General features: G+C 60.6%; 18 protein-coding genes and 1 tRNA gene. 4 read left to right on the top strand and 15 right to left on the bottom strand.

Annotation, left to right across the window (positions count from 1 at the left end):
* Nucleotides 1–3 precede the first annotated feature (3 nt).
* Entirely contained in the window at nucleotides 4–492 is a 489-nt protein-coding gene (locus tag FJE54_RS15605; RefSeq protein ID WP_139653701.1) for a hypothetical protein, read from the bottom strand.
* A 273-nt stretch (nucleotides 493–765) separates the two neighbouring features.
* On the opposite strand from FJE54_RS15605, the gene FJE54_RS15610 reads away from it, so the two are divergent.
* Nucleotides 766–841, top strand: a tRNA-Ala gene (locus FJE54_RS15610).
* A gap of 65 nt (nucleotides 842–906) precedes the next feature.
* Here the strand turns inward: FJE54_RS15610 and FJE54_RS16115 are convergent.
* Nucleotides 907–1,047 (bottom strand): hypothetical protein, encoded by a 141-nt coding sequence (locus FJE54_RS16115; protein WP_180326784.1) that lies wholly within the window; start codon nucleotides 1,045–1,047, stop codon nucleotides 907–909.
* On the bottom strand, nucleotides 1,041–1,889 hold the full coding sequence (locus FJE54_RS15615) for a substrate-binding domain-containing protein (protein WP_139653702.1): 849 nt from the start codon (nucleotides 1,887–1,889) through the stop codon (nucleotides 1,041–1,043). Before FJE54_RS15615 ends, FJE54_RS16115 begins: the two co-directional genes overlap by 7 nt.
* Before the next feature lie 182 nt (nucleotides 1,890–2,071).
* Between FJE54_RS15615 and FJE54_RS15620 the strand changes: the two genes are divergently transcribed.
* Nucleotides 2,072–2,497, top strand: a complete 426-nt coding sequence (locus tag FJE54_RS15620; protein ID WP_139653703.1) for a TOBE domain-containing protein — start codon at nucleotides 2,072–2,074, stop codon at nucleotides 2,495–2,497.
* A gap of 254 nt (nucleotides 2,498–2,751) precedes the next feature.
* Here FJE54_RS15620 and FJE54_RS15625 read toward each other — a convergent pair whose 3' ends face one another.
* Complete coding sequence (locus tag FJE54_RS15625) at nucleotides 2,752–3,552, bottom strand: molybdopterin-dependent oxidoreductase (RefSeq protein ID WP_139653704.1); 801 nt, start codon at nucleotides 3,550–3,552, stop codon at nucleotides 2,752–2,754.
* Between the two features lie 12 nt (nucleotides 3,553–3,564).
* Complete coding sequence (locus FJE54_RS15630) at nucleotides 3,565–5,094, bottom strand: molybdopterin-dependent oxidoreductase (protein WP_139653705.1); 1,530 nt, start codon at nucleotides 5,092–5,094, stop codon at nucleotides 3,565–3,567.
* A 215-nt stretch (nucleotides 5,095–5,309) separates the two neighbouring features.
* Here FJE54_RS15630 and FJE54_RS15635 point away from each other — a divergent pair, with 215 nt between their 5' ends.
* The gene (locus FJE54_RS15635) at nucleotides 5,310–6,791 is read left to right on the top strand and encodes a helix-turn-helix transcriptional regulator (protein ID WP_180326785.1); all 1,482 of its coding nucleotides are present in this window, start codon (nucleotides 5,310–5,312) and stop codon (nucleotides 6,789–6,791) included.
* Nucleotides 6,792–6,947: 156 nt separating this feature from the next.
* On the opposite strand, the gene FJE54_RS15640 is transcribed toward FJE54_RS15635, so the two are convergent.
* On the bottom strand, nucleotides 6,948–7,226 hold the full coding sequence (locus FJE54_RS15640; RefSeq protein ID WP_139653707.1) for a PKD domain-containing protein: 279 nt from the start codon (nucleotides 7,224–7,226) through the stop codon (nucleotides 6,948–6,950).
* Between the two features lie 210 nt (nucleotides 7,227–7,436).
* Nucleotides 7,437–7,955: a gamma carbonic anhydrase family protein gene (locus FJE54_RS15645; protein ID WP_139653708.1), complete on the bottom strand. Its 519-nt coding sequence runs from the start codon at nucleotides 7,953–7,955 to the stop codon at nucleotides 7,437–7,439.
* 932 nt (nucleotides 7,956–8,887) lie between these two features.
* Here FJE54_RS15645 and FJE54_RS15650 point away from each other — a divergent pair.
* Complete coding sequence (locus tag FJE54_RS15650; RefSeq protein WP_139653709.1) at nucleotides 8,888–9,586, top strand: SAM-dependent methyltransferase; 699 nt, start codon at nucleotides 8,888–8,890, stop codon at nucleotides 9,584–9,586.
* A gap of 85 nt (nucleotides 9,587–9,671) precedes the next feature.
* Here the strand turns inward: FJE54_RS15650 and FJE54_RS15655 are convergent, their stop codons facing one another.
* From FJE54_RS15655 to cysE, 8 genes are all read right to left on the bottom strand, one after another.
* Complete coding sequence (locus FJE54_RS15655; RefSeq protein ID WP_139653710.1) at nucleotides 9,672–9,971, bottom strand: CDP-alcohol phosphatidyltransferase; 300 nt, start codon at nucleotides 9,969–9,971, stop codon at nucleotides 9,672–9,674.
* Nucleotides 9,972–10,062: 91 nt separating this feature from the next.
* Nucleotides 10,063–12,711, bottom strand: coding sequence for a homocysteine S-methyltransferase family protein (locus tag FJE54_RS15660; RefSeq protein ID WP_255467465.1), 2,649 nt, complete (start codon nucleotides 12,709–12,711; stop codon nucleotides 10,063–10,065).
* Entirely contained in the window at nucleotides 12,704–13,528 is an 825-nt protein-coding gene (locus tag FJE54_RS15665) for a vitamin B12 dependent methionine synthase (protein ID WP_139653711.1), read from the bottom strand. Before FJE54_RS15665 ends, FJE54_RS15660 begins: the two co-directional genes overlap by 8 nt.
* Before the next feature lie 12 nt (nucleotides 13,529–13,540).
* Nucleotides 13,541–14,545, bottom strand: coding sequence for a methylenetetrahydrofolate reductase (locus FJE54_RS15670; protein ID WP_255467466.1), 1,005 nt, complete (start codon nucleotides 14,543–14,545; stop codon nucleotides 13,541–13,543).
* An 81-nt stretch (nucleotides 14,546–14,626) separates the two neighbouring features.
* The gene (locus tag FJE54_RS15675) at nucleotides 14,627–15,493 is read right to left on the bottom strand and encodes a TspO/MBR family protein (RefSeq protein ID WP_139653713.1); all 867 of its coding nucleotides are present in this window, start codon (nucleotides 15,491–15,493) and stop codon (nucleotides 14,627–14,629) included.
* A 239-nt stretch (nucleotides 15,494–15,732) separates the two neighbouring features.
* Complete coding sequence (locus FJE54_RS15680; protein WP_139653714.1) at nucleotides 15,733–17,085, bottom strand: peptidase U32 family protein; 1,353 nt, start codon at nucleotides 17,083–17,085, stop codon at nucleotides 15,733–15,735.
* A 28-nt stretch (nucleotides 17,086–17,113) separates the two neighbouring features.
* On the bottom strand, nucleotides 17,114–18,610 hold the full coding sequence (cysS, locus tag FJE54_RS15685) for a cysteine--tRNA ligase (protein WP_139653715.1): 1,497 nt from the start codon (nucleotides 18,608–18,610) through the stop codon (nucleotides 17,114–17,116).
* Nucleotides 18,607–19,329: a serine O-acetyltransferase gene (gene cysE, locus FJE54_RS15690; protein WP_139653716.1), complete on the bottom strand. Its 723-nt coding sequence runs from the start codon at nucleotides 19,327–19,329 to the stop codon at nucleotides 18,607–18,609. Before cysE ends, cysS begins: the two co-directional genes overlap by 4 nt.
* Nucleotides 19,330–19,358: the final 29 nt, after the last annotated feature.

Consider the following 19,358-nt stretch of genomic DNA (forward strand, 5'->3'; position numbering starts at 1 on the left):
CTTTTACGGGTGGATGTCGAAGTAGCCCGTCTGCTTGCGCACCTGCCAGGCGCACACGGCGAGCGAGATGATGAACAGCCCGCTTATGAGGCTGCTCGGATCGAGCGCACCTTGCGAGATACTGCTTGCAAGCGCCCATGCCGTTACGACGGCATCGATGAGCGCGATCCAGAAGAACAGCGCGATCTTCTGAGGATTCTTCGCACCGCGTATTCCTAAAAGGGCTACGACGACGTTGATGGCGGCACCCACCATGGCCGACACGCCGAGAAACTTGGCGAAGAACTGCGCATCGAGGTTTTCCCCGAAGCCTTTGATTCCCTTGAGCAGATCGGCGGGCACGAACCCCGAAAACGCGACGAGCAGGACGCCGAGCACCACTTCGAGCGCCGCCCACACGATCAAGACGATGCACAGTCTCCGCAGCCAAACCTGCCACGACGTCATCGGCTTCCCATCGGTCCCGATGGGAACCTTCTTTTCACTGCCCATTACCTTGTCCGTCCGAGTCGATGCACTTACATGAAACGAACGGCTCCGTCCTATACGAAGCCGCGAAACTACCATATTAGTATACTGTACCAAGAACAGCTGGCCGCAACGTCGAGCGAGGGTTACGGTTCCGTAACGGTGCCCTGGCGAGCTGCATGCGCCTGGAAACCAGCGGACTCAGAATCTGCTGTAACGGTGAAGGACCTTCGTTTCGCGCGAAATTAGGACTTGACCGAGCACCTGAGTCAGGTATACTGAATCTCGCACTTTTTCGGGGCCTTAGCTCAGCTGGGAGAGCGCATGGCTGGCAGCCATGAGGTCAGGGGTTCGATCCCCCTAGGCTCCACCAGAGACAGTACAAGCCGGATGATCGCTCATCCGGCTTGTTTTTTTTCGATACGGGTAGCACAGCCCTCACGTTTCGTAGATGCATTCCCCCAGAAGTCGGAAGTCGTAGCCCACCATGCTTGCGAGGCTCTGCCTGAACGCTTCACTTTTAAGGCTCTGCTGCACGGTACGCATACTGCGGTCGGTCGAAGGCTTCTTCGCTACCACGAGCACAAGCTGCTCGGTCTGGGCGGCAGGTAGTCGAGTCCTTTCACCTGGTGGTACACTTTCTCGATGCCGATGCCCACATCGGCATCCTTGCGGGCAATAAGCGACCCTTGTACGAGGGCCGACGATATCTCGCGGTCGTACCCGGGTATCGCTTTCGGATCGGCTTCCATGATGCGCAACCGCTCATCGAGCAACACGCGTGCCGCCGAACCTCTCTCTCGGTTTGCTAGCACGGCCCCCGAACGCAGCAGATCGCTCCACGATCGCAGGCCGAGCGGGTTTCCCCGTTGCACGAGCAGCCCTTGCGTGTAGTAAGCCATCTGATATACCTTCACCGGCATGCCGGGCAGAAGACGCTTGATGTAAGGAAGGTTGCACGATTCGCTTGAGCTGTCCCACAGGCTCACCGCTGCTGCATCGAGGTATCCGAAGTACAGATCGACGAGCGCTTGGTAACTGTTCTGATAACTACGTACGACATGGACGCCCATCTCGGCGAGACACGAGCAGAGGCCATCCACCATGGCGTCCGACCCCCCGAGTAAAAACGCGTCAGACGTTGTTCTCGGAATACGGTTGCCGATACCCGAAACAGGCGGAACCCACTTCGCAGTACCTACCGATTGCGTCAACCGCGCCGCAGTCGGGGGTTTTCCAGCTGAGTCTTGATGAGACTGCGCGATGTAGGCTTGCACATCGTCGAGGGTGAAGCGCAGCTTGCGGCCGACTTTGTACGACGCGAGCTTCCCTTCTTTGGCAAGGCTGTACACGGTGTTCTTGCTCACATCGAGCATGCGCGCAACATCGTCGGCTACTAAAGCTTTATGCGTGTATTCCATGTTCGCCCCTTTTTATCCTTGTTTAAGTATAGTACGGTTTTGTGCGAAACGAAGCGAAACAAGGCGGATTGCCAACAATTTTCCTTACACCGTTGCGGAAGACGCGAAATCCCGTAGAGTTGCAACCGTACAGAAGCGCCGCACAACGGCGGCAGTGAAAACCCCACGAGAAGGAGCACCATATGAAGATTTCGGCACGTAACCAGCTTGCAGGCACCGTTTCCGCCGTCAAGGAGGGCGCCGTAAACGGCGTCGTCGCCATCAAGGTCGGCGAGCAAACCATCAAAAGCGACATCACCATGGAGGCCATCAAGGATCTCGGCCTCGCCGAGGGCAAAGAAGCCGTCGCCATCATCAAAGCCTCCAACGTGCTTGTCGCCGCAGGCGGCGAACCTATCGCCACCATCTCCGCCCGCAACCAGTTCCCCGGGACCGTCATCAAAATAGAGAAGGGCGCGGTCAACGGCCACGTTGCCATCGAGATCGCCGACGGCACCACGATAACCGCATCGATCACCAACGAAGCCATCGACGACCTCGGCCTTGCCGAAGGCTCCCCCGCCGTCGCCATCGTAAAGGCGACCGACGTGCTTGTAGCCGTCAAGTAAGCAGCCGCATGCATTGCCGGCCGCCTTGCGGCTTAAGAAGAAACGGGCAATAGAAAAGGCCCTCGCCCGTTTATATGGGCGAGGGCCGTAATCGGATAATCGCGACCCTCGCCGTTCGCCCGCGTGCGCGCACGTGCCCTTTCGCCGTGGCTGATCGTGCTCTTTGTTCTATCCGCGTGCGCGCACGTGCCCTTTCTCCCTCGGCTCCGATTACGATCCGGAGCCGAGGGCGTTCGACCCCGAGCTACGCCCCGCTATCCGGCGCTCGTGATCCCTACGTTCGGACGGTTCGCGTACTGGCCTTCGGGCGCGTCCTCGGTCCCTGGAACCGCGGGCGCCTCATCCTCGGCAGTCAGCTCAATCGAAACGATGTTGCGTGTGAAGTACTTCGCCGCCGTCGAATCGATCCAGAGCTGATTGGTGCCCCCGACCGATTCCGAGAGCCCCTCGTGGTTGATCGCGTACGACAGAATCGATGTGCGCGCCATGACGTAGTCGTAAGGCAGCGACATCGTATAGCCGTCTTCCGAGACGAGCGTAACCGTGTTCACGCCTGGCAGCGGCACGGCACGTTCGACAATCGTTGCAAGCGGCACGCCGGTAACCTCGGCGTTGATGACCGCCGCGCCTCCTGCGGTGTTCGCTGCGCACGAGCAGCCCATGAGCTTCGTCTGCTCGTCGTCGGCCGCAAGCTCTCCGAGCGTCGCCGAATAGGCATTCTCAACATCGCCCGAAACCGATACGGACCAATCGCTCGGCGCAGTTACCGTGAATTCGGTCGTCGCGTTGCAGAGCGCGTTCGTAGCCTTCTGGAACACTTCCGCGATCTTCCAGTTCGGCGTTATGATCGACTGTTGGTAAGCAAACGATCCTTCGACACCGGCAACCGATACAAACGGCGCCTGCACGGTCGCTGAACTCTCGACGTGATTCCACGTTGCGTTGGAGTCGTCGGGCAAAACGGCATCCGCCGGTTCCGCGAACGCGACGACGCCCGGAGCGAGCAGCGTTACGCCAGCCGCCGCGCCCACGATCTTCGTTACCGCATGTTTCATGATTCCTCCCTTCTACTGCACGTTGAAGAACAGCTGCGACGGATCGGTGCTCACGCTGCCATCGGCGGCCACCGCGCGCACTTTGATCAGATACGACCCCGGTTTTTCGGGCGTATAGGTAAGCTTCCAGTTCACCCAGCGCATCGTGTCGGTCTCGCCGAGATCGTAGGTTGTCCACGTCTTGCCCTTGTCAAGCGATACCTCGACGGCAGTTACTGGAACCTCATACGCATCGGCAAAGCCTTCGAACTCGATCGCTTCACCAGCCTTGAAGATCGTGCCGTTCGCATAGTTGAATATCGCCGTGTTGGGCTTGTTGAACATCTCGCCTGTCTTCGGATTCGTGAACCCCTTGAAATACTTCGGCTCGACCGGGTCGTTCGCGAAGCTCAGCTCCACGACGCGCTTCGTGTAGTGGCATCCACCGAGCGTCGGCGTCCACAACTGCACGGGATAGCCTTGCAGCATGCCGAGCTTCTCGCCGTTGATCTCGGTTACAAGCAGGATGTCGTCTTTGTACTGGTCGACGTATTCCTTTGGTAGCGGATACACATCCCAGCCGTCATCGGCAATGGAGTGTAGCGCGTTCCAGTCGGCGCCAACGCCGGCCTTTTCCATGAGCACTGATAACGGGATGCCCTTGACCTCAACGTTTGCAACATAGGCACCGCCAGGAGGATTGGTCTGGCAGTCCATCTTGTACACTCGATCGACCATCTGGTCTTCGAAATCGGTGAGCTTGAAGGTGAATTCGCTTTCCACCGTGCCGCCCACCTTGATCTCCCAGTTCTGGTACGCCTCCTCGGATGTATCGTTGTCGGGAGTAATGCCCTGATGGTTGGCGTTTTCCCAGTAGTAGAACACCTGGTCGGTCGGGGTGATGGAATCCTGCGTAAAGCTGAAGTCTCCCGCAACCTCGGGTACGGGCGTGATGCCCATGTAGGCGGTGTCGTACTTCACGAGATCCCACATCTCATGTTCGCCTGTCGTCGGGTTGATGTAGTGGCAGGAATTGCAATCGCCCTTGAACTCGTCTGAGTCCATATGCAGTGCATGCATGCTGTCCTGCATGAACAGAGCCTTGGAATGACACATGTAGCAAAACTTGAGCGAAGCATCCACGTTGTATGGATTCCACAGTTTCGGATGCGTCATCGGCAGAAGTTGCGGTGCGTCGATCAGCGAAGAGTGGCAGCCTTCGGCCACACATCCGCGGTTCTCGCCCTTAAGGATCGCCGTGTTCCACATGTACGGATCGTTCGGAACGAGCTGGATCTGCGTGCCGTCGTCTTCCGTAGTGACTTTCGGCGCGTAGAACTCCTGAGCCGCCGCCACCTTCTCCTCCCCTTGGAGCATCTTGATGCGATCCGCCTCAGCGTCGACGCCATCTGCCTGCTCGGGCGAATCGCCTGCTGGTTCGCTCGCGGTAGCCGACTCCTTCGGTGCGCTCTGCTGCGGTTGGCCCGAGCACGCCCACAAACAGCACGCAAGCGCACAGGCCGAAAGCGCGATCAGCAGAATCGTTGTCAGCCGCTTTCCCATTGAAACCCTCCTTTCGTTTCTGGCTTCCGATGCTTCACGTTGCCGGAAGCCCCCTTTTTCAAAGGATATGAATTTGCATCGGTCGCGTCATCCAGAGAAACTCATGAAAGGCAAACGTGCTACAGTATAAGCAGATGGATGACTGGTTCGATGAGGGTTTGAGCGGGACGGAAACCACGATCAACAGTTTCTGTTGATCGCATATGGGGAGAAGCATGCAGAAGAAGACCACCGAATCGCACGACGGCTTGCTTGCGCAGCTCGTGCATTTACCGAACGAAAAAGGCGCTGCGCGCATACTCGCTTCGATCAACTGGCCGTTCGCCGTCGGGTTCGCCCTTTGTCAGACATGGAACGTCTTGTGCGTATCCCTTCCCGACCCTATTACGTACACGTCGCCCTTTCTCGACCTTCGTTGGGTGTCGCTTTCGACAGCACTTGCCCTCTCGGTGGCGGCGGCCGTTTGTCCGAAGCGCGCACGCAAAGCGCTCCGCAACCGGCGCTTTAATCTGGGGATCGGTATCGTCGCCGCCCTCGGTAGCATGCTCGGCCCCTTATCGGCGCTCGTTCCCGAGCTTTCGGTTCAACTCATCTACCTCGCCGCCATTGCTGTGGGCGTCGGGTTTGCAGGCTTGTTCCTCGCATGGTTCGACGCGTTCGTCGGCACACGCGATATGATGGGACTCGCAATCAGCGTCGTCGTCGCCACAACCCTTACCTACCCGCTTGCCAACATGCTCGCTTCCGATCAGATGAGCCCTTGGGTTTCCGCCGCGATCGCCTCGATTCTGCCCCTCGCATCGATCGCTTTATTGTGGAGAAATCCGAAAAGCGCGACGCTCATTTTCGAACGGGATCCCGCTAAACCCGACGCGCGCAGAAAGCGGCTGCTTCTGAGATTCTGCTTGTGCCTCTTTCTGGTGATCGCCATCATCGAAGCGGTCCGGAACCTCTTGCTCAACGGAACTGCCATCACGTTTTACGCCGGCGTAATCAACCTCGGTGCGCTTGCCCTGAAACTCGCCTGCTCAGTGTGGCTGCTCGCTATATTCGACGCGCGCAGCGCCGATGGCGTGTCCGCTTTGTACCGTACGGCTTTCGTGCTCTTACTCGGCGTCGTGCTCTGCATTCCTTATCTGCTCGAAGGCAACTGGATCGCGCATACCCTGCTCGATCTGAGCTCGTTTTTCTTCCAGCTCACAATGATCATGGTCGCATTCGAAATCAGCATCGGGTTCTCGCTGTGCCCCGTACTCGTGTTCGGTTACGCGCGCACCGCATGGGCGGCGGGCGCTTTAGCGGGAATCGGACTCGAACAGCTCTGCCGCACGGTCGGCGTAGAGGCAGTCCAGGCGCTTGCCGTAGTACTCGGGCTCGCCGCCGCCGTTGCGTTCGTTTTCGTGTTTACCGAACGAGACTGCGTTGAGATCCTCTCAAGCTTGCCTTTGCCTGTCCACACGCCCCGCTTCAAGCGACAATGCGACCATCTTGCAAAACGCTCGGGCATTTCCGACCGCGAATCGGAAGTGCTCACGCTGGTGGCGAAGGGCAGATCGGCGAGCCGTATCGCCGAAGACCTCAGCGTTTCGCTCGCCACCGTGAACTCGCATGTCCATCACATTTACCAGAAACTGGGAATCCACTCGCGCCAAGAGCTCATCGACCTGATCGAGAACGAGCGTGTTTTAGATGAATGAGAACATGTATGCTTGACGCTGAATCGGCACCGCACGCACTCGCGATGCACCTGCGCTCTCTGCTGCATTCGGGGCGGATCGGTGCCGCGCGCTCGCGATGCCATCTCGTTCTCCGCCGTATACGGGGCGCGCCTTCGTCCTTTTGCCGCGGAAGCGTCAATCGACCTCGAACTCGACGACATCGGCCAACGGGCTGCGCGTGCCGTCTTCGTTTACCGCCCGAACCCGCAACCGGTACAGGCCGGGTTGCGTCGGCGTGTAGACGAAACTCCACGTGAGCAGCTTGTCACTCGTCGCGTCAGGTGTATCATGCCGCGTCCACGTAGCCCCCTCGTCAAGCGAGAACTCGATGGCCGCGATGGCCTTGTCGAAATCGTCCGCATACCCCGAAAACGTCAGCGGTTCGCCGACCGTGCCCGTAACCCTTCCCAGCATATCGTTCGCCTCCTCGGATCGCATTGCCATTGTCAACCATGGCGCGCGGACGCGCATCAACAGTTCATGTTGATTTCGCCTCGAAAGGCATCTTGCGACGCACGGGCGCACGTTGCACCGTCTGCTTCTGCCTCGCGCCTGACATAACCCCTTGCAAGACAACGCGCGCCGTACGTACCGTCCCGCTTCGCTTCGCGCTTGGGATGCGCCTCATCCGGCAACGTGCGTACGCGCATACTCCATCGCGTCGTCGACGTACACCTGGGCGTTTGTTCGATTATGCTCGACCGCCGCATCGTCAAGCGTGCGGACGACCGTTCCCGGAACCCCCACCACAAGCGCGCGTTCGGGCACGATTTCCCCTTCTTTCACAAGCGCCCCAGCTGCGATGAGCGCGCCCTTACCGATACGGGCTCCGTTCAGCACCGTTGCGTGCATGCCGATGAGCGCCCCGTCCTCCACCACAGCACCGTGAACGATAGCGTTGTGCCCCACCGACACGTCGTCGCCGATGATGACGGGGCTTTCGTGATCGGAGTGCAGCGTAGCGTTGTCCTGCACGTTGCTCCTCTTCCCGATACGGATGGGGGCCAATTCCGCCCTGATAGCAGCGCCGAACCAGATCGAACTTCCCTCTTCTGCAACCACATCGCCGCACACGGCGGCGCTGTCGGCTACGAATACCGCCGCACCTACGTCGGGCACCGCTCCCTTGTATCCGATGATCATACGGTCCTCCCGCTCGCTTTTTCCTGTCGAGTATAGAGCATCGACTGCGCGAAGGTTGCGCGCACAGCGGCTTTCCACAGGATGAATCCCCCAGGTGCGTAGGCGCGTAGGGCTATGCCCGCGAGCAGGCGATTCCGTAGACGGTCGCAAGCGAGCCGCCTTCGGAGCCGGTTGCGGGCGAGCCTCGGGGAACCTATCGCGGGCGAGCAGCCACTTCCGAGTCCGCCGTTCTCATCCTGCGCCAGAAGCGCTTGAGGCATGGAGTCTCGCTCGAACATCTATCGTGCCATATGGCACGGTCCGCGTTGAAGAACAATATTCGCAGAGAAGGTATATACCGATTTGATCAGGTATAATGCAAAAAGCTTGCGGTGGGCCGAAAATGCAGAGAAGAAATCAGGACAGAAATCATGCCATATGGCACGATTTCCGTACGGAAACCGCCCCGCGGAAGTCTGTTCGGTAAAAACGGACTGGAACCCGGCCGATCGGATCTTATCGGATGACCCAGGGCCCGCGCCTTGCCGAAACCCCGGCGCGACCCAGAGCAGTTTCCCGCCGCACGGGCGGTTGCGGGGAAAAACCGTGGCAACGCTCTCGAGTTGGCTGAGATTTGCGATCGTGAACTCACATAGGGAAGAAGATAACTTTTCGATCAGGACCTCTCGTGCGAACGCACAAAAGTATCACTCTAACATATGCCGTAAACACCGCTTTTCGAGTTCACGATCGTAAATCTCTGCCAACTCGAAGCGGTTTTTGTAGATTCCTTCCGCATGTCGAGCCCCTTTCATTCGCCCACACCCGCACCCGCCACCGATACCGAAAAGAAACCATGCACCGTACCCGTTTGCGCCGCTTTTGTCGGCATGCGACAATGGGTCGACTACCCACGTCCGCGCAGACAAGAACAGCAAGGAGCGCCGAACGTCATGTCCATCGAACTGACCGACGAATTTATCGCATCGAACATCATGGGACCCAACACCGCCCTGCTCGCCGAAGAGCTCGTCCAAGACCTCGAGCTTCCAAGGGGCTCGCGCATACTCGATCTCGGCTGCGGCAAGGGGGTTTCTTCGCTCGTCCTGTACAACCGCACGCCATCGACTATCTTCGCCGCCGATCTGTGGATCACCGCAACAGAAAACTTCGAGCGGTTCCGCAAACAGGGTGCCGACGATCGGATCGTGCCTGTTCACGCCGATGCACTCGATATGCCGTTCGCCCATGGCTACTTCGACGCGCTCGTGAGCATCGATTCCTACCACTATTTCGGATGCGAGGAAGGCGTGATCGACGCCGTTTCGGCCTACGTGAAACCAGGGGGAGAAATCCGACTTGCCGTACCTGGCATGGTGCGGGACTTCGGCGACGATGTGCCGCCCGAACTGCTTTTGTCGTGGACGCCCGAGGACCTGGAATCGATACGCTCGATTGCGTGGTGGAGCGACCTGCTCGGCCGCTCGGAATCGATCGACATCGTATCGATCACCGAGATGGCGTGCTTCGAGCGAGCATGGGACGACTGGCTCGCATCCGGAAACGAGTACGCACAGCACGACCGCGCCGCCATGGAAGCGGGAGCGAAAAAGCACATGAACCTCATCGCCATTCGTGCGATCAAGCGCTGAGCAAGTAAGCCTTAGGCTCTGGGTACAAGCGAGCAACGCGGGAAATCAAACGAAAGGCGGCTGATCGTCAGCCGCCTTTTCAGATTTATTCGCTTTTCTCAGATGCGTAGAAGACGGCTTTGTCGAACACCTCTTCGATCGTCTTGCCGTCTATGAAGGGCAGGGCCATGAACTCGCCGATGGTCGGCACCAGCTCGCTTGCATCGACGTAGTGACCTTTTTCATTGAGCTGCGCGGTGTCCTGCGCCCTCCAGTACCGGTCGTTCACGTCGGTCAGGTAGTACAGCTTGCCTTCGACCTCCATGTACGCCGAGTGATGAGCGCGAAGGTACATCGGCAGCTCATCAAATGAAACGTCAAGCTCTTCCGTTGCTTTCTGTCCCATAGCAAACCCCTTCTCTTCGGGAGAAATACCAGGTATCCATCATAGCAAGAGAATGCTGCGTGCGGAACCGAGAATCCGATATTGCAACGTTTTAGCCTCGCTGTTCGAAGAAGGAGCCGGCGATGCGGGCAGCTTCGGCGGCATCTTTGCCGTAGTAGTCGGCTCCGATCATCGCGGCGTACTCGGGATTCAACACCGCTCCCCCGACGAACACCGCACAATCGGGCGCCTGCTCGCGAAGCAGGCGGATGGTCTCCTCCATCGCCTTGACCGTCGTGGTCATGAGCGCCGAAAGACCCACGAGATGCACGTCATGTTCCCGAACGGCGGCGAGCACCGCTTCGGGCGACACGTCGCGCCCGAGGTCGATCACCCGATAGCCGTAATTCTCGAGAAGCATCCGCACGATGTTCTTGCCGATATCGTGGATATCGCCTTTCACCGTGGCAAGCACGATGCGCTTATCGCTTTCGAACGCCCCGGGCTCGGCGTGAGCGCGAATGGTATCGAACCCTGCCTTCACCGCCTCAGCCGACGCCATCATCTGCGGCAGGAAGAATTCGCCCCGCTCGAACTTCGCACCCACGAGATCGAGGATGGGGATGAACACGTCGTTGACGATCTCCATGGGCGCCCGCTCGGCAAGGAGCCGCTCGGTCGCTTCGGCCATTTGCTCTTTTCTACCCGTCATGATGAAATGCCTGATGGATTCGAGCGGATCGTCGGCGTGCGCTTCGCCTTGGGCAGAGGAAGGGCGGTCTAGCGCAGGCGAAGCGCCGAGCACGTCCGCCGAATCCAAGCCCGCCGTCTGCGCGGATGGCGTGTCGGATGCCACCGCATCTGCAGCTGCGAGCGCATCGGCAGCACCCTTCGCCGCCCGAAGCGTCGAGCCGCTTTTACCGGCACGGTACGGGTCGGGCTTGGCCGCATACTCTTCGATGAAGGCCGAAGCCTGCCTATCCTCCGCATCGAGCACGCGGAAGCTCTTCACTACGTCCATGTAGCGCTCGGACAGCGGATTGAGGATGGGCATGTCGAGACCTGCTCCGAAGGCGGCTGCGAGAAACGTCGCGTTCACCAGTTCGCGCTGCGGCAAACCGAAGCTTACGTTCGACACGCCGAGCGTGGTGCGCACGCCGAGCCGCTCCTTCACAAGCGTGACGGCCTTAAGTATTTCGCGCGCCTCTTGCTGATTCGTCGACACCGCCATGACGAGGCAGTCGATCACGATGTCGTGCCGGGTGATTCCGTAAGTTTCAGCCGTCTGCACAATGCGCTCTGCGATGGCAAAACGCTCTTCGGCGGTCGGGGGGATGCCGTTCTCATCGAGCGTGAGCGCAACGAGCGCGCACCCGTAGTGCTTGGCTATCGGAAGGATGGCTTCGAGGCTCTCGCGCTTCCCGTTCACGGAGTTGATGATGGGCTTGCCCGCATAGCGGCGTACCGCGGTTTCGATGGCCTCCGGGTCGCTCGAATCGATTTGGAGCGGCAACCGCGAAGCCACCTGCAGCTTCTTCACAAGATCGAGCAGCACGGCAGGCTCGTCGATCTCGGGTAGGCCCACGTTCACGTCGAGTATCTGTGCACCCGCTTCTTCCTGCGCAATGGCTTCCCCGATCGCGTAATCGAGGTTGCCCGACACAAGCGCCTCTTTGAGCCGCGGTTTGCCCGTGGGATTGATGCGCTCGCCGATCACAGCGGTAGCGGGTTTGCATCCCTTGAGGATTACCGCTTCCTGCGATCCCGTCACCGCACACACCGGATCGAGACGGCGCGCTTCGGGTACCCGACCCTTCGCCAAGGCAGCGATCTTCTCGATGTAGGCGGGCGTGGTGCCGCAGCATCCGCCCAGAACCGTTGCGCCCGCGGCGAATATGCGCTCCATGGCGCGCCCGTACTCGTCGGGCGTCACGTCGTACACGGTCCGATCCCCTTCGACGCGCGGAAGGCCGGCGTTGGGTCGCACGACCACTGGGCACGGCGTATAGGCGACCATGCTCTCGACGATCGGCGCAAGCTCGTCGGGGCCGAGCGAGCAGTTCACGCCCACCGCATGCGCCCCGAGCGACGAAAGCGTGATGGCTGCGACCTCGGGACTCGTGCCGAGGAAGGTGCGCCCGTCTTCACCGAACGTCATCGAGATGAAGATGGGCAGGTCGCAGTTTTCTTTGGCCGCAAGCACCGCCGCCTTCGCCTCGAGCAGATCGGTGAAAGTTTCGATGGCGAGCAGATCGGCTCCCGCATCGCGCGCAGCCACCACCTGTTCGGCGAATAGATCGTACGCCTCGTCGAATGACAGCGTGCCGAGCGGTTCGAGCAACGCGCCGATCGGTCCGATGTTCGCGGCGATGTAGCGTCCGCCCGCCTCTTTCGCGCAACGGATGGCTGCAGCGAACACCTCTTCGACGCGCGCCTGCCCGTCGAGCTTGCGTCGGTTCGCGCAAAACGTGTTCGTGGTGAGCATCTGCGCTCCTGCCGCCACGTAGTCGGCATGGATCGCGGTTACACCCTCGGGATTCGAAAGGGTGAGCAGATCGGGTTCTTGGCCGGGCTGAACGAGCTCGCGCGCCTGAAGAATCGTTCCCATCGCACCGTCTTGCACCAAATACGCTTCGCCCCGAAGCACCGCGGCAAGATGATCGTCTTTGATGGTGAGGCCCGCAAGCCGGTCGTAGGGCATGTCTTTGCAAAACGACGTAACGCGCAGGCGGGCGGCGCGGGCTTCCGAATGATTATCCATGGCAGACCCTTCCGGTTGTTCGAAACGTACAGAAATCCCTCATGCGGCAAAGCGAGCAAACGCGCACCTCGGCATCGGCGACGGGCCCGTCGAACAGGCCGATGATGGCGGTGATGCTTTTCGTGGGCACCAGAAGATCGGTGTCGGTAACCGAAAGCCCGAGCGACTCAAACGCCCCGAGCACCGCCACGAGACGCGGTTGGACGGCAAGCGGCAGGTCACCGTAGCCCGGGCTGTAGCGCCAATTCGCCTGTAGGCCGCGCATCGCCGCCTCGGCGACGACGGTCGCTTCCGCGGCATCCGCAACCCGCTCGATCAAAGCCGAGCAGGCAGCATCGTATACGAGCGCATCGAGGGGATTGATCACCTTCAACCGAGCGAGCTCCTGCTCGCTCTTCGCGCCGAGCGTGCACGCCAAAAGCACGCACTCGCACGCTCCGTTGAGGTGGCGTACGATATCGAAGCCTTCGAGCATAAGCGGAGTACCGAGTACCTCGACGAAGGGGCGCTCTCGCTCGCCCGCCGCAGCATCGACCATCTGCGCTTCGCTATCGGGCTGCCGAGCGCCACCTCCCTGCTCGGAGTCGCCTCCGAGCACCTCATCGCCATCGGGCTTTCGGCTGCCGGACGCCCCGGCGTTTCGCGTGACGGTGCCGCGCACCTGCACAGCGAACCGCTTTGCAACGCATGTCGGATTGAGCTCTTCCCCTACCCGATCGATGATTGCGTCGATCCGATCGTGCAGATGAGGCTCGATCACCTGTCCCGCATAGCCGAGATACCGCAGAACCTCGGTGCGATCAATTTTGTAGTCCATAATCGGGGCCGCCTAGCGCCAGCAGGGCTTCTGAAACGCCGCGCCCCGCTGCGCACGCAGGGCCCGTACGGTGTCGCATGCGATGCGCGGCTGGTTCATCGTGTAGACGTGCAGCCCGTCCACCCCGTGGGCTTGCAGATCGACAAGCTGATTGCACGCGTACTCGATGCCCGCTTTGCGAAGGCTTTCGGCATCGTCTTCGTATTTGGCGAGCAGTTTGATGATAGGCGATGGAAGCGACGCGCCGCACATGAAAACCATCCGCTGGATCTGCGCCTTGCCGAGAAACGGCATGATCCCCGCCGTGATGGGCACCGTGACGTTCGCATCGCGGCACGCTTCGAGGAACCGGTAGAAACAGCTGTTGTCGAAAAACAGCTGCGACACGAAAAACGATGCGCCCGCATCCTGCTTCTGCTTGAGGTGCTCGATGCTCGTTTCAAGCCGTTCGCACTCGATGTGCCCTTCGGGATAGCAGGCCGCACCAACGCAGAAACCCTCGTCGACGAGCACGCCGATGGTGTCCTTCGCGAAGGGGAACTCGGATACGTCGCATCCGTCCACGCGATCGCCGCGCAAAGCGAGCACGTTTTCGATGCCCTTCGCCTTCAAATCGGCAACGCGATCAAAGAGTGTGCGCTCGGTAAGCCCCCTGCAGGTAAGATGAGCCATGACGGGCACGCCGAACTCGGCCTGGATCATGTGGGCGATCTGGGTAGTGGCACCGCCGTTTCCGCTTCCACCCGCCGAATACGTGACGCTGATGAAATCGGGTTCGAGCGCAGAGAGCTCGCGTGCTACCTCGTGCGCGGTCTCAAGCGTAAGATCTCCCTTCGGGGGGAATATCTCGAACGATATGGGCTGGGCGCCGTGGGCGAATGTTTCGGTAATGTTCATGGCTGCTAGTATAGCAAGGCCGATCGAGCGGTGCGCAGAAATCCTCGATCCGAGCCGAAACAACAGCCGCATGAGCAGAACTGCAAACCAGGGCCCGAGCAGACCGAAAGGCGGCTGCATGTCGCGCAACCGCCTTTCGCCGCAAGCTCGTTCGCATGACCGCGCTTGACCGCCTCCGAACGGGCTCGGAGATTTCTGCACCTACTTTCGCGCCGAGAGCCGATACTTGTCCCACGGGAAGTACACGGCAAGCGCGCCGAGCCCGGAGAGCATGATGGTAAGCACCGCAATCGCTACGTTCACCTCCATCAGATGCACGCCGACACCGACGACAGCCCACACGATCACCGCACCGAACGCATAATCGCTAAACGTGCGTTTCATATAGAACGCGAGGGCGAAAAACGCTACGGCGAGCACGATGGTGCTGATGGGTTGGATAATGGAGAACTCCGCCCCCGTAAAGCGCGTCGCCACATGGGCTATGTTCGCAACCGTCGCCACGCAAAGCCAGGCGAAGTACAGCGAAATCGGCACGCGATCGATCCATCTCGTCGAAGTTTCGTGGACGCGCGCGTACAGCATGCCGAGCACCACGAGCAAAGCCGCGATTACAATGATCGAGGGAACGAATATCTCGAAGTGCCACAGCGCGAGCCATGCGATGTTGAACACGCAGGTCGCCGTAAACAAAAGCGCCGTCCTGCCGAGAGGGATCGCGCCGTATGATTCGTCTTGGGAAGCATTACCCGAATACGCGACGAGCCATACCGCGAGGCCGATGTAGATGACCGACCAGATGGAGAACACGTAGCCCGCCGGCGTAAACCAAGTGAACACCTCGTTCGAAACCTCGGCCGAGGTCGTCCCGCCAAGTGCGAATATCTCGAACGCCGCATTGCAGGCGATCGTGACCGCGTACGCGATCCACACGACCGCGATGTTCATGCGCGTCGTCGAGCTTTTGCGCACGCCCGAGCCTTTCGCCTCCTGCCATGTACCGCCTGACGCCTGCGCCACCGATTGCTTCCTCTGCTGATACGCCGTATTATCCGTTGTTGCGCCCATGGCCGCACTCCCTTCGAAACCGAGTCGCCCGCAGGCGAAACCAATGATTGAAGGAAAGTCTAGCAAGGGCAGGGTCTCCGTCGGTCGCAGCGGCGTTGCGGCTTTGTATCGAATCGGTTCGCTTTCCAACCGCCTGTCAACGAAAGCTAACTTTAAGGCATGCGAAGCCGAAACGTTGCTGCACCTGCCTCGGCCGTGCGCAGTCGCACTGTCCGCTGCGCAGGCCGCACCGCGCAGGTCTAGCGTTCGACGCGCAGGATGTCCATGGGCTCCAAAGGAAACGGGCAGGCGATCACGTAGGAGTCAGTCGCGCGGTCGGCGACGCTCACGGGCTCGAGGGATTCATCGGTGCCCGAAACGTGTCGCTCGGCAAAACGCTCCTTCGCCTCGCACGCTGCAGGAGCGTCGGACTCACCGCACGCAGCACCCTTTCCCTCGCGCACCGCAGCAGCGTCGGACTCGCCGCCCGCAGCGCCCACCTCGCGCGGCGCGACCACATGACGCAGTGCGGCGGCAACGAGCGTGCGCACGGGTTTTCCGGGCGATAGCACCTCGAGCTCGTCTCCCTCGAAGAAACGGTTTCTCAGATCGATGCGCACGTCGAACAGCCCGTCGGCCCGCGCCTCGCACGCCTCGACGGTGCCCGCAAGTGCATGGGTTTGCGCGTACTCGGGACCGTGCGGCGCCTGTTCGGCGGGACCGTAGAAGAACCCCGTTGAATACGGCCGATGGCTCACCGCCTCGAGATCGCGGTCGAACGCAGAGGGATCGGCTCCGTCGAGCACCTGACGGTACGCGTTCACCACCGTCGCCACGTAGTACGCTTTCTTCACGCGCCCCTCGATCTTGATCGAATCGACGCCTGCACGCGCAAGATCATCGAGGTGGTGGAGCATGTTGAGGTCTTTGGAGCTTAAGATGAAACTGCCCTTTTCGTCTTCCTCGATCGAGAAACGCTCCTCGGGCCGCGTCTCTTCCACGAGCGCATAGGTCCAGCGGCATGGCTGGGTGCAGTAGCCCTTATTGGCGGAGCGCCCGTTTACGTGGTCGCTGATGAGGCAGCGCCCCGATACCGCCATGCACATCGCACCGTGCGCGAACACCTCGAGTTCGAGTTCGTCGGGAAGCGCTTCGCGCATGGCTGCGATATCGGCCACGCTCATCTCCCGCGCGCACACGATGCGCCGCGCCCCGAGCTCATACCACATAAGCGCGGCTTCGGCGTTCATGCACGATGCCTGCGTGCTGATATGGAGCGCCACCTGCGGAGCATGGCGCTTCGCAAGCCGAACAGCCCCCAAATCGCTCATGATGAACGCATCCGCACCGGCCTCGGCGAGCGCCTCGAGGTAGGCGGGCAGTGCCGCCACATCGTCGCCCGTCATCGATGCGTTGAGCGTTACGTGCACCGCAACGCCCCGCTCGTGAGCGCATGCCACCGCACGCGGCATATCGGCGAGAGCGAAGTTGGCAGCACGCTGCCTGAGCCCGAAGCGATCGCAGGCGAGATACACTGCATCTGCTCCGAAATGGATGGCGTAGGCAAGCTGGTCGAAGCCTCCCGCCGGAGCGAGCAGCTCAGGGGTCTTCATCGGTCGCACTGTGCGTCCATTCGCGCGGCTAGCCAAGCGAGACGCGCGCGCCCTGCGGCGTATCCTCGATGGTGAAGCCGAGTTCCGACAAACCGTCGCGCACCTTATCGGCGAGCGTCCAATCCTTACTCGCACGCGCCTCGGCCCGGCATGCAAGCAGCGCCTCGACCGCTTCTTCGGGACTCTCCCCTGTGTAGTCCGCGAGCTCGGCGGCAAGCGGCACCACCTCGGCTGGATACGCGCTCACAGCCGTATCGCCTTCGGCCAGATCGATGCCGAACGCCCCCATCAGCTCGATCACGGTCGCACGCGCCTCCTTAAGAGCCGCCACGTCGGTGGTCGAAACCGTCTTATCGGCTACCTGCGCGTTCAACTCGCCTACATAGGCGAACAGCTCGCCGAGCGCTCCTGCAGTGTTGAAGTCGTCGTCCATCGCAAGGATGAACGCGGTGCGCGCCTCGCGCGTCTGCTTCATGATCGCCCGCGTATCGAGCGGCGAGGGGATGTCTTCGGCGTTCTCGATGAGCCAATCGAGGTTCTTCACCGCATTCGCAATGCGGTGAAGCGCGGTTTCCGCCTCCGCCAAGCGGTCGGCGGAGAAGTCGAGGGGGCTGCGGTAGTGCGTTTGCAGGATGAGCATGCGCAGCACCGCGGGTTTCGTCGTCTCAAGCACATCGCGCAACAGCAAAAAGTTGCCGAGCGATTTGCTCATCTTCTCGGAATCGATGCGCAGCATGCCCGCATGCATCCAATAGTTGGCGAACGTGCAGCCGCATGCCGCCTCGCTCTGAGCGCGCTCGTTCTCGTGGTGCGGGAACACGAGGTCAGCGCCTCCCCCGTGGATGTCGAACGGCAGCCCGAGGTACCTGCGCGACATGGCGGAGCACTCGATGTGCCAACCCGGCCTGCCCTCGCCCCAAGGCGAAGGCCACGACGGCTCGCCTGGTTTGGCGGCCTTCCATACCGCGAAGTCGAGCGGGTCGCGCTTGCGATCCTCGAGCCCCGCGCCGCACGCGCGCAACTCGCGATGGCCCGATTCCATCTCGTCGATGTTGCGGTGCGAAAGCTCGCCGTACGCGGGGTACGAGCGCACCGAGAAGTACACGTCGCCATCGACCTCGTAGGCATGACCGCCCTCGATCAACTCCGAAATGAGATCGATCATCGAATCGATTTCCTCAGTCGCCTTCGGGCGGATATCGGGATCGAGCACGCCCGCTCTGCGCATGTCTTCGATGAACGCTTCAGTGTACTGCGCCGCAACTTCGGCAGCAGGACGGCCCTCTTCGTTTGCCTTCGCGATGATCTTGTCGTCGACGTCGGTGATGTTCTGCACGAACGTCACGTCAAAGCCGCGCCACATGAAGTAGCGGCGGATGATGTCAAACGCGATGAACGTGCGCGCGTTGCCCACGTGAATGTAGTTGTACACGGTCGGGCCGCAGACGTACATGCCCACGCGTCCGCGCTCGACCGATTCGAAGTTCTCTTTACTTTTGGTTTGGGTGTTGTATACCTTGATCATGATTTTTCTCCCAACCGTTGTTCCAATTCGTCGATGCGCTCTGCCAACTGTTTAAACCCGGGTGCCTCGCACGCGTCACGCAGCTCTCGCTCAAGTTCGTCAATGCGCGAAGCCAACCGCTCGCACTCCTCCGTCACCGGGTCGGGCAAGCACTCGCGGTGCTTCGCCGCATCCTTCTTCTCGGTTTCGACGCGCTTGCCGTCGCGCATGACGATCTTGCCGGGAATGCCCACGACCGTGCAGTTCGGCGGTACGTCGCGGACCACAACCGCTCCCCCGCCCACCTTCGAGTTGTCACCGATGGTGATGTTGCCGAGCACCGAAGCGCCCACGCCCACCAGCACGTTGTCGCCGAGTGTGGGATGACGCTTACCGGTCTCGTTGCCGGTGCCGCCGAGCGTCACACCCTGGTACAGCGTCACGTCGTCGCCGATCACCGTGGTCTCGCCGATGATGACGCCCATCGCATGGTCGATGAAGAACCGCCTGCCGATCACGGCGGCCGGATGGATCTCGACGCCGGTTACAAAACGCGTGAACTGCGACGAGATGCGTGCGAGGCTTTTGAGCCCGTGCGTCCACAGCCAGTGCTCCACCACGTGCGACCAGCGCGCATGGAGCCCCGGATACGTGAGCCAGATGATAAACGAGCTCTGAGCGGCAGGATCGCGCTCCTTCACCGCCTGAATGTCTTCGCCGATTGTTTTGAATATGTTCATAGATCGTCCGTCTTCCAGTCGAATGTGCA

The organism is Raoultibacter phocaeensis (genome assembly GCF_901411515.1).
GTDB classification, from domain to species: Bacteria; Actinomycetota; Coriobacteriia; order Coriobacteriales; family Eggerthellaceae; genus Raoultibacter; species Raoultibacter phocaeensis.

What these genes read in the sequence shown, in the direction of transcription:
- FJE54_RS15665 (WP_139653711.1), bottom strand. Translation starts at nt 13,528, where the DNA reads ATGGACTACAAAATTGATCGCACCGAGGTTCTGCGGTATCTCGGCTAT.
- FJE54_RS15625 (WP_139653704.1), bottom strand. Translation starts at nt 3,552, where the DNA reads ATGAAACATGCGGTAACGAAGATCGTGGGCGCGGCGGCTGGCGTAACG.
- FJE54_RS15645 (WP_139653708.1), bottom strand. Translation starts at nt 7,955, where the DNA reads ATGATCATCGGATACAAGGGAGCGGTGCCCGACGTAGGTGCGGCGGTA.
- FJE54_RS15680 (WP_139653714.1), bottom strand. Translation starts at nt 17,085, where the DNA reads ATGAAGACCCCTGAGCTGCTCGCTCCGGCGGGAGGCTTCGACCAGCTT.
- cysE (WP_139653716.1), bottom strand. Translation starts at nt 19,329, where the DNA reads ATGAACATATTCAAAACAATCGGCGAAGACATTCAGGCGGTGAAGGAG.
- FJE54_RS15615 (WP_139653702.1), bottom strand. Translation starts at nt 1,889, where the DNA reads ATGGAATACACGCATAAAGCTTTAGTAGCCGACGATGTTGCGCGCATG.
- FJE54_RS15640 (WP_139653707.1), bottom strand. Translation starts at nt 7,226, where the DNA reads ATGCTGGGAAGGGTTACGGGCACGGTCGGCGAACCGCTGACGTTTTCG.
- FJE54_RS15635 (WP_180326785.1), top strand. Translation starts at nt 5,310, where the DNA reads ATGCAGAAGAAGACCACCGAATCGCACGACGGCTTGCTTGCGCAGCTC.
- FJE54_RS15620 (WP_139653703.1), top strand. Translation starts at nt 2,072, where the DNA reads ATGAAGATTTCGGCACGTAACCAGCTTGCAGGCACCGTTTCCGCCGTC.
- FJE54_RS15605 (WP_139653701.1), bottom strand. Translation starts at nt 492, where the DNA reads ATGGGCAGTGAAAAGAAGGTTCCCATCGGGACCGATGGGAAGCCGATG.
- FJE54_RS15655 (WP_139653710.1), bottom strand. Translation starts at nt 9,971, where the DNA reads ATGGGACAGAAAGCAACGGAAGAGCTTGACGTTTCATTTGATGAGCTG.
- cysS (WP_139653715.1), bottom strand. Translation starts at nt 18,610, where the DNA reads ATGATCAAGGTATACAACACCCAAACCAAAAGTAAAGAGAACTTCGAA.
- FJE54_RS15660 (WP_255467465.1), bottom strand. Translation starts at nt 12,711, where the DNA reads ATGGATAATCATTCGGAAGCCCGCGCCGCCCGCCTGCGCGTTACGTCG.
- FJE54_RS15650 (WP_139653709.1), top strand. Translation starts at nt 8,888, where the DNA reads ATGTCCATCGAACTGACCGACGAATTTATCGCATCGAACATCATGGGA.
- FJE54_RS15630 (WP_139653705.1), bottom strand. Translation starts at nt 5,094, where the DNA reads ATGGGAAAGCGGCTGACAACGATTCTGCTGATCGCGCTTTCGGCCTGT.
- FJE54_RS15670 (WP_255467466.1), bottom strand. Translation starts at nt 14,545, where the DNA reads ATGCAGCCGCCTTTCGGTCTGCTCGGGCCCTGGTTTGCAGTTCTGCTC.
- FJE54_RS15675 (WP_139653713.1), bottom strand. Translation starts at nt 15,493, where the DNA reads ATGGGCGCAACAACGGATAATACGGCGTATCAGCAGAGGAAGCAATCG.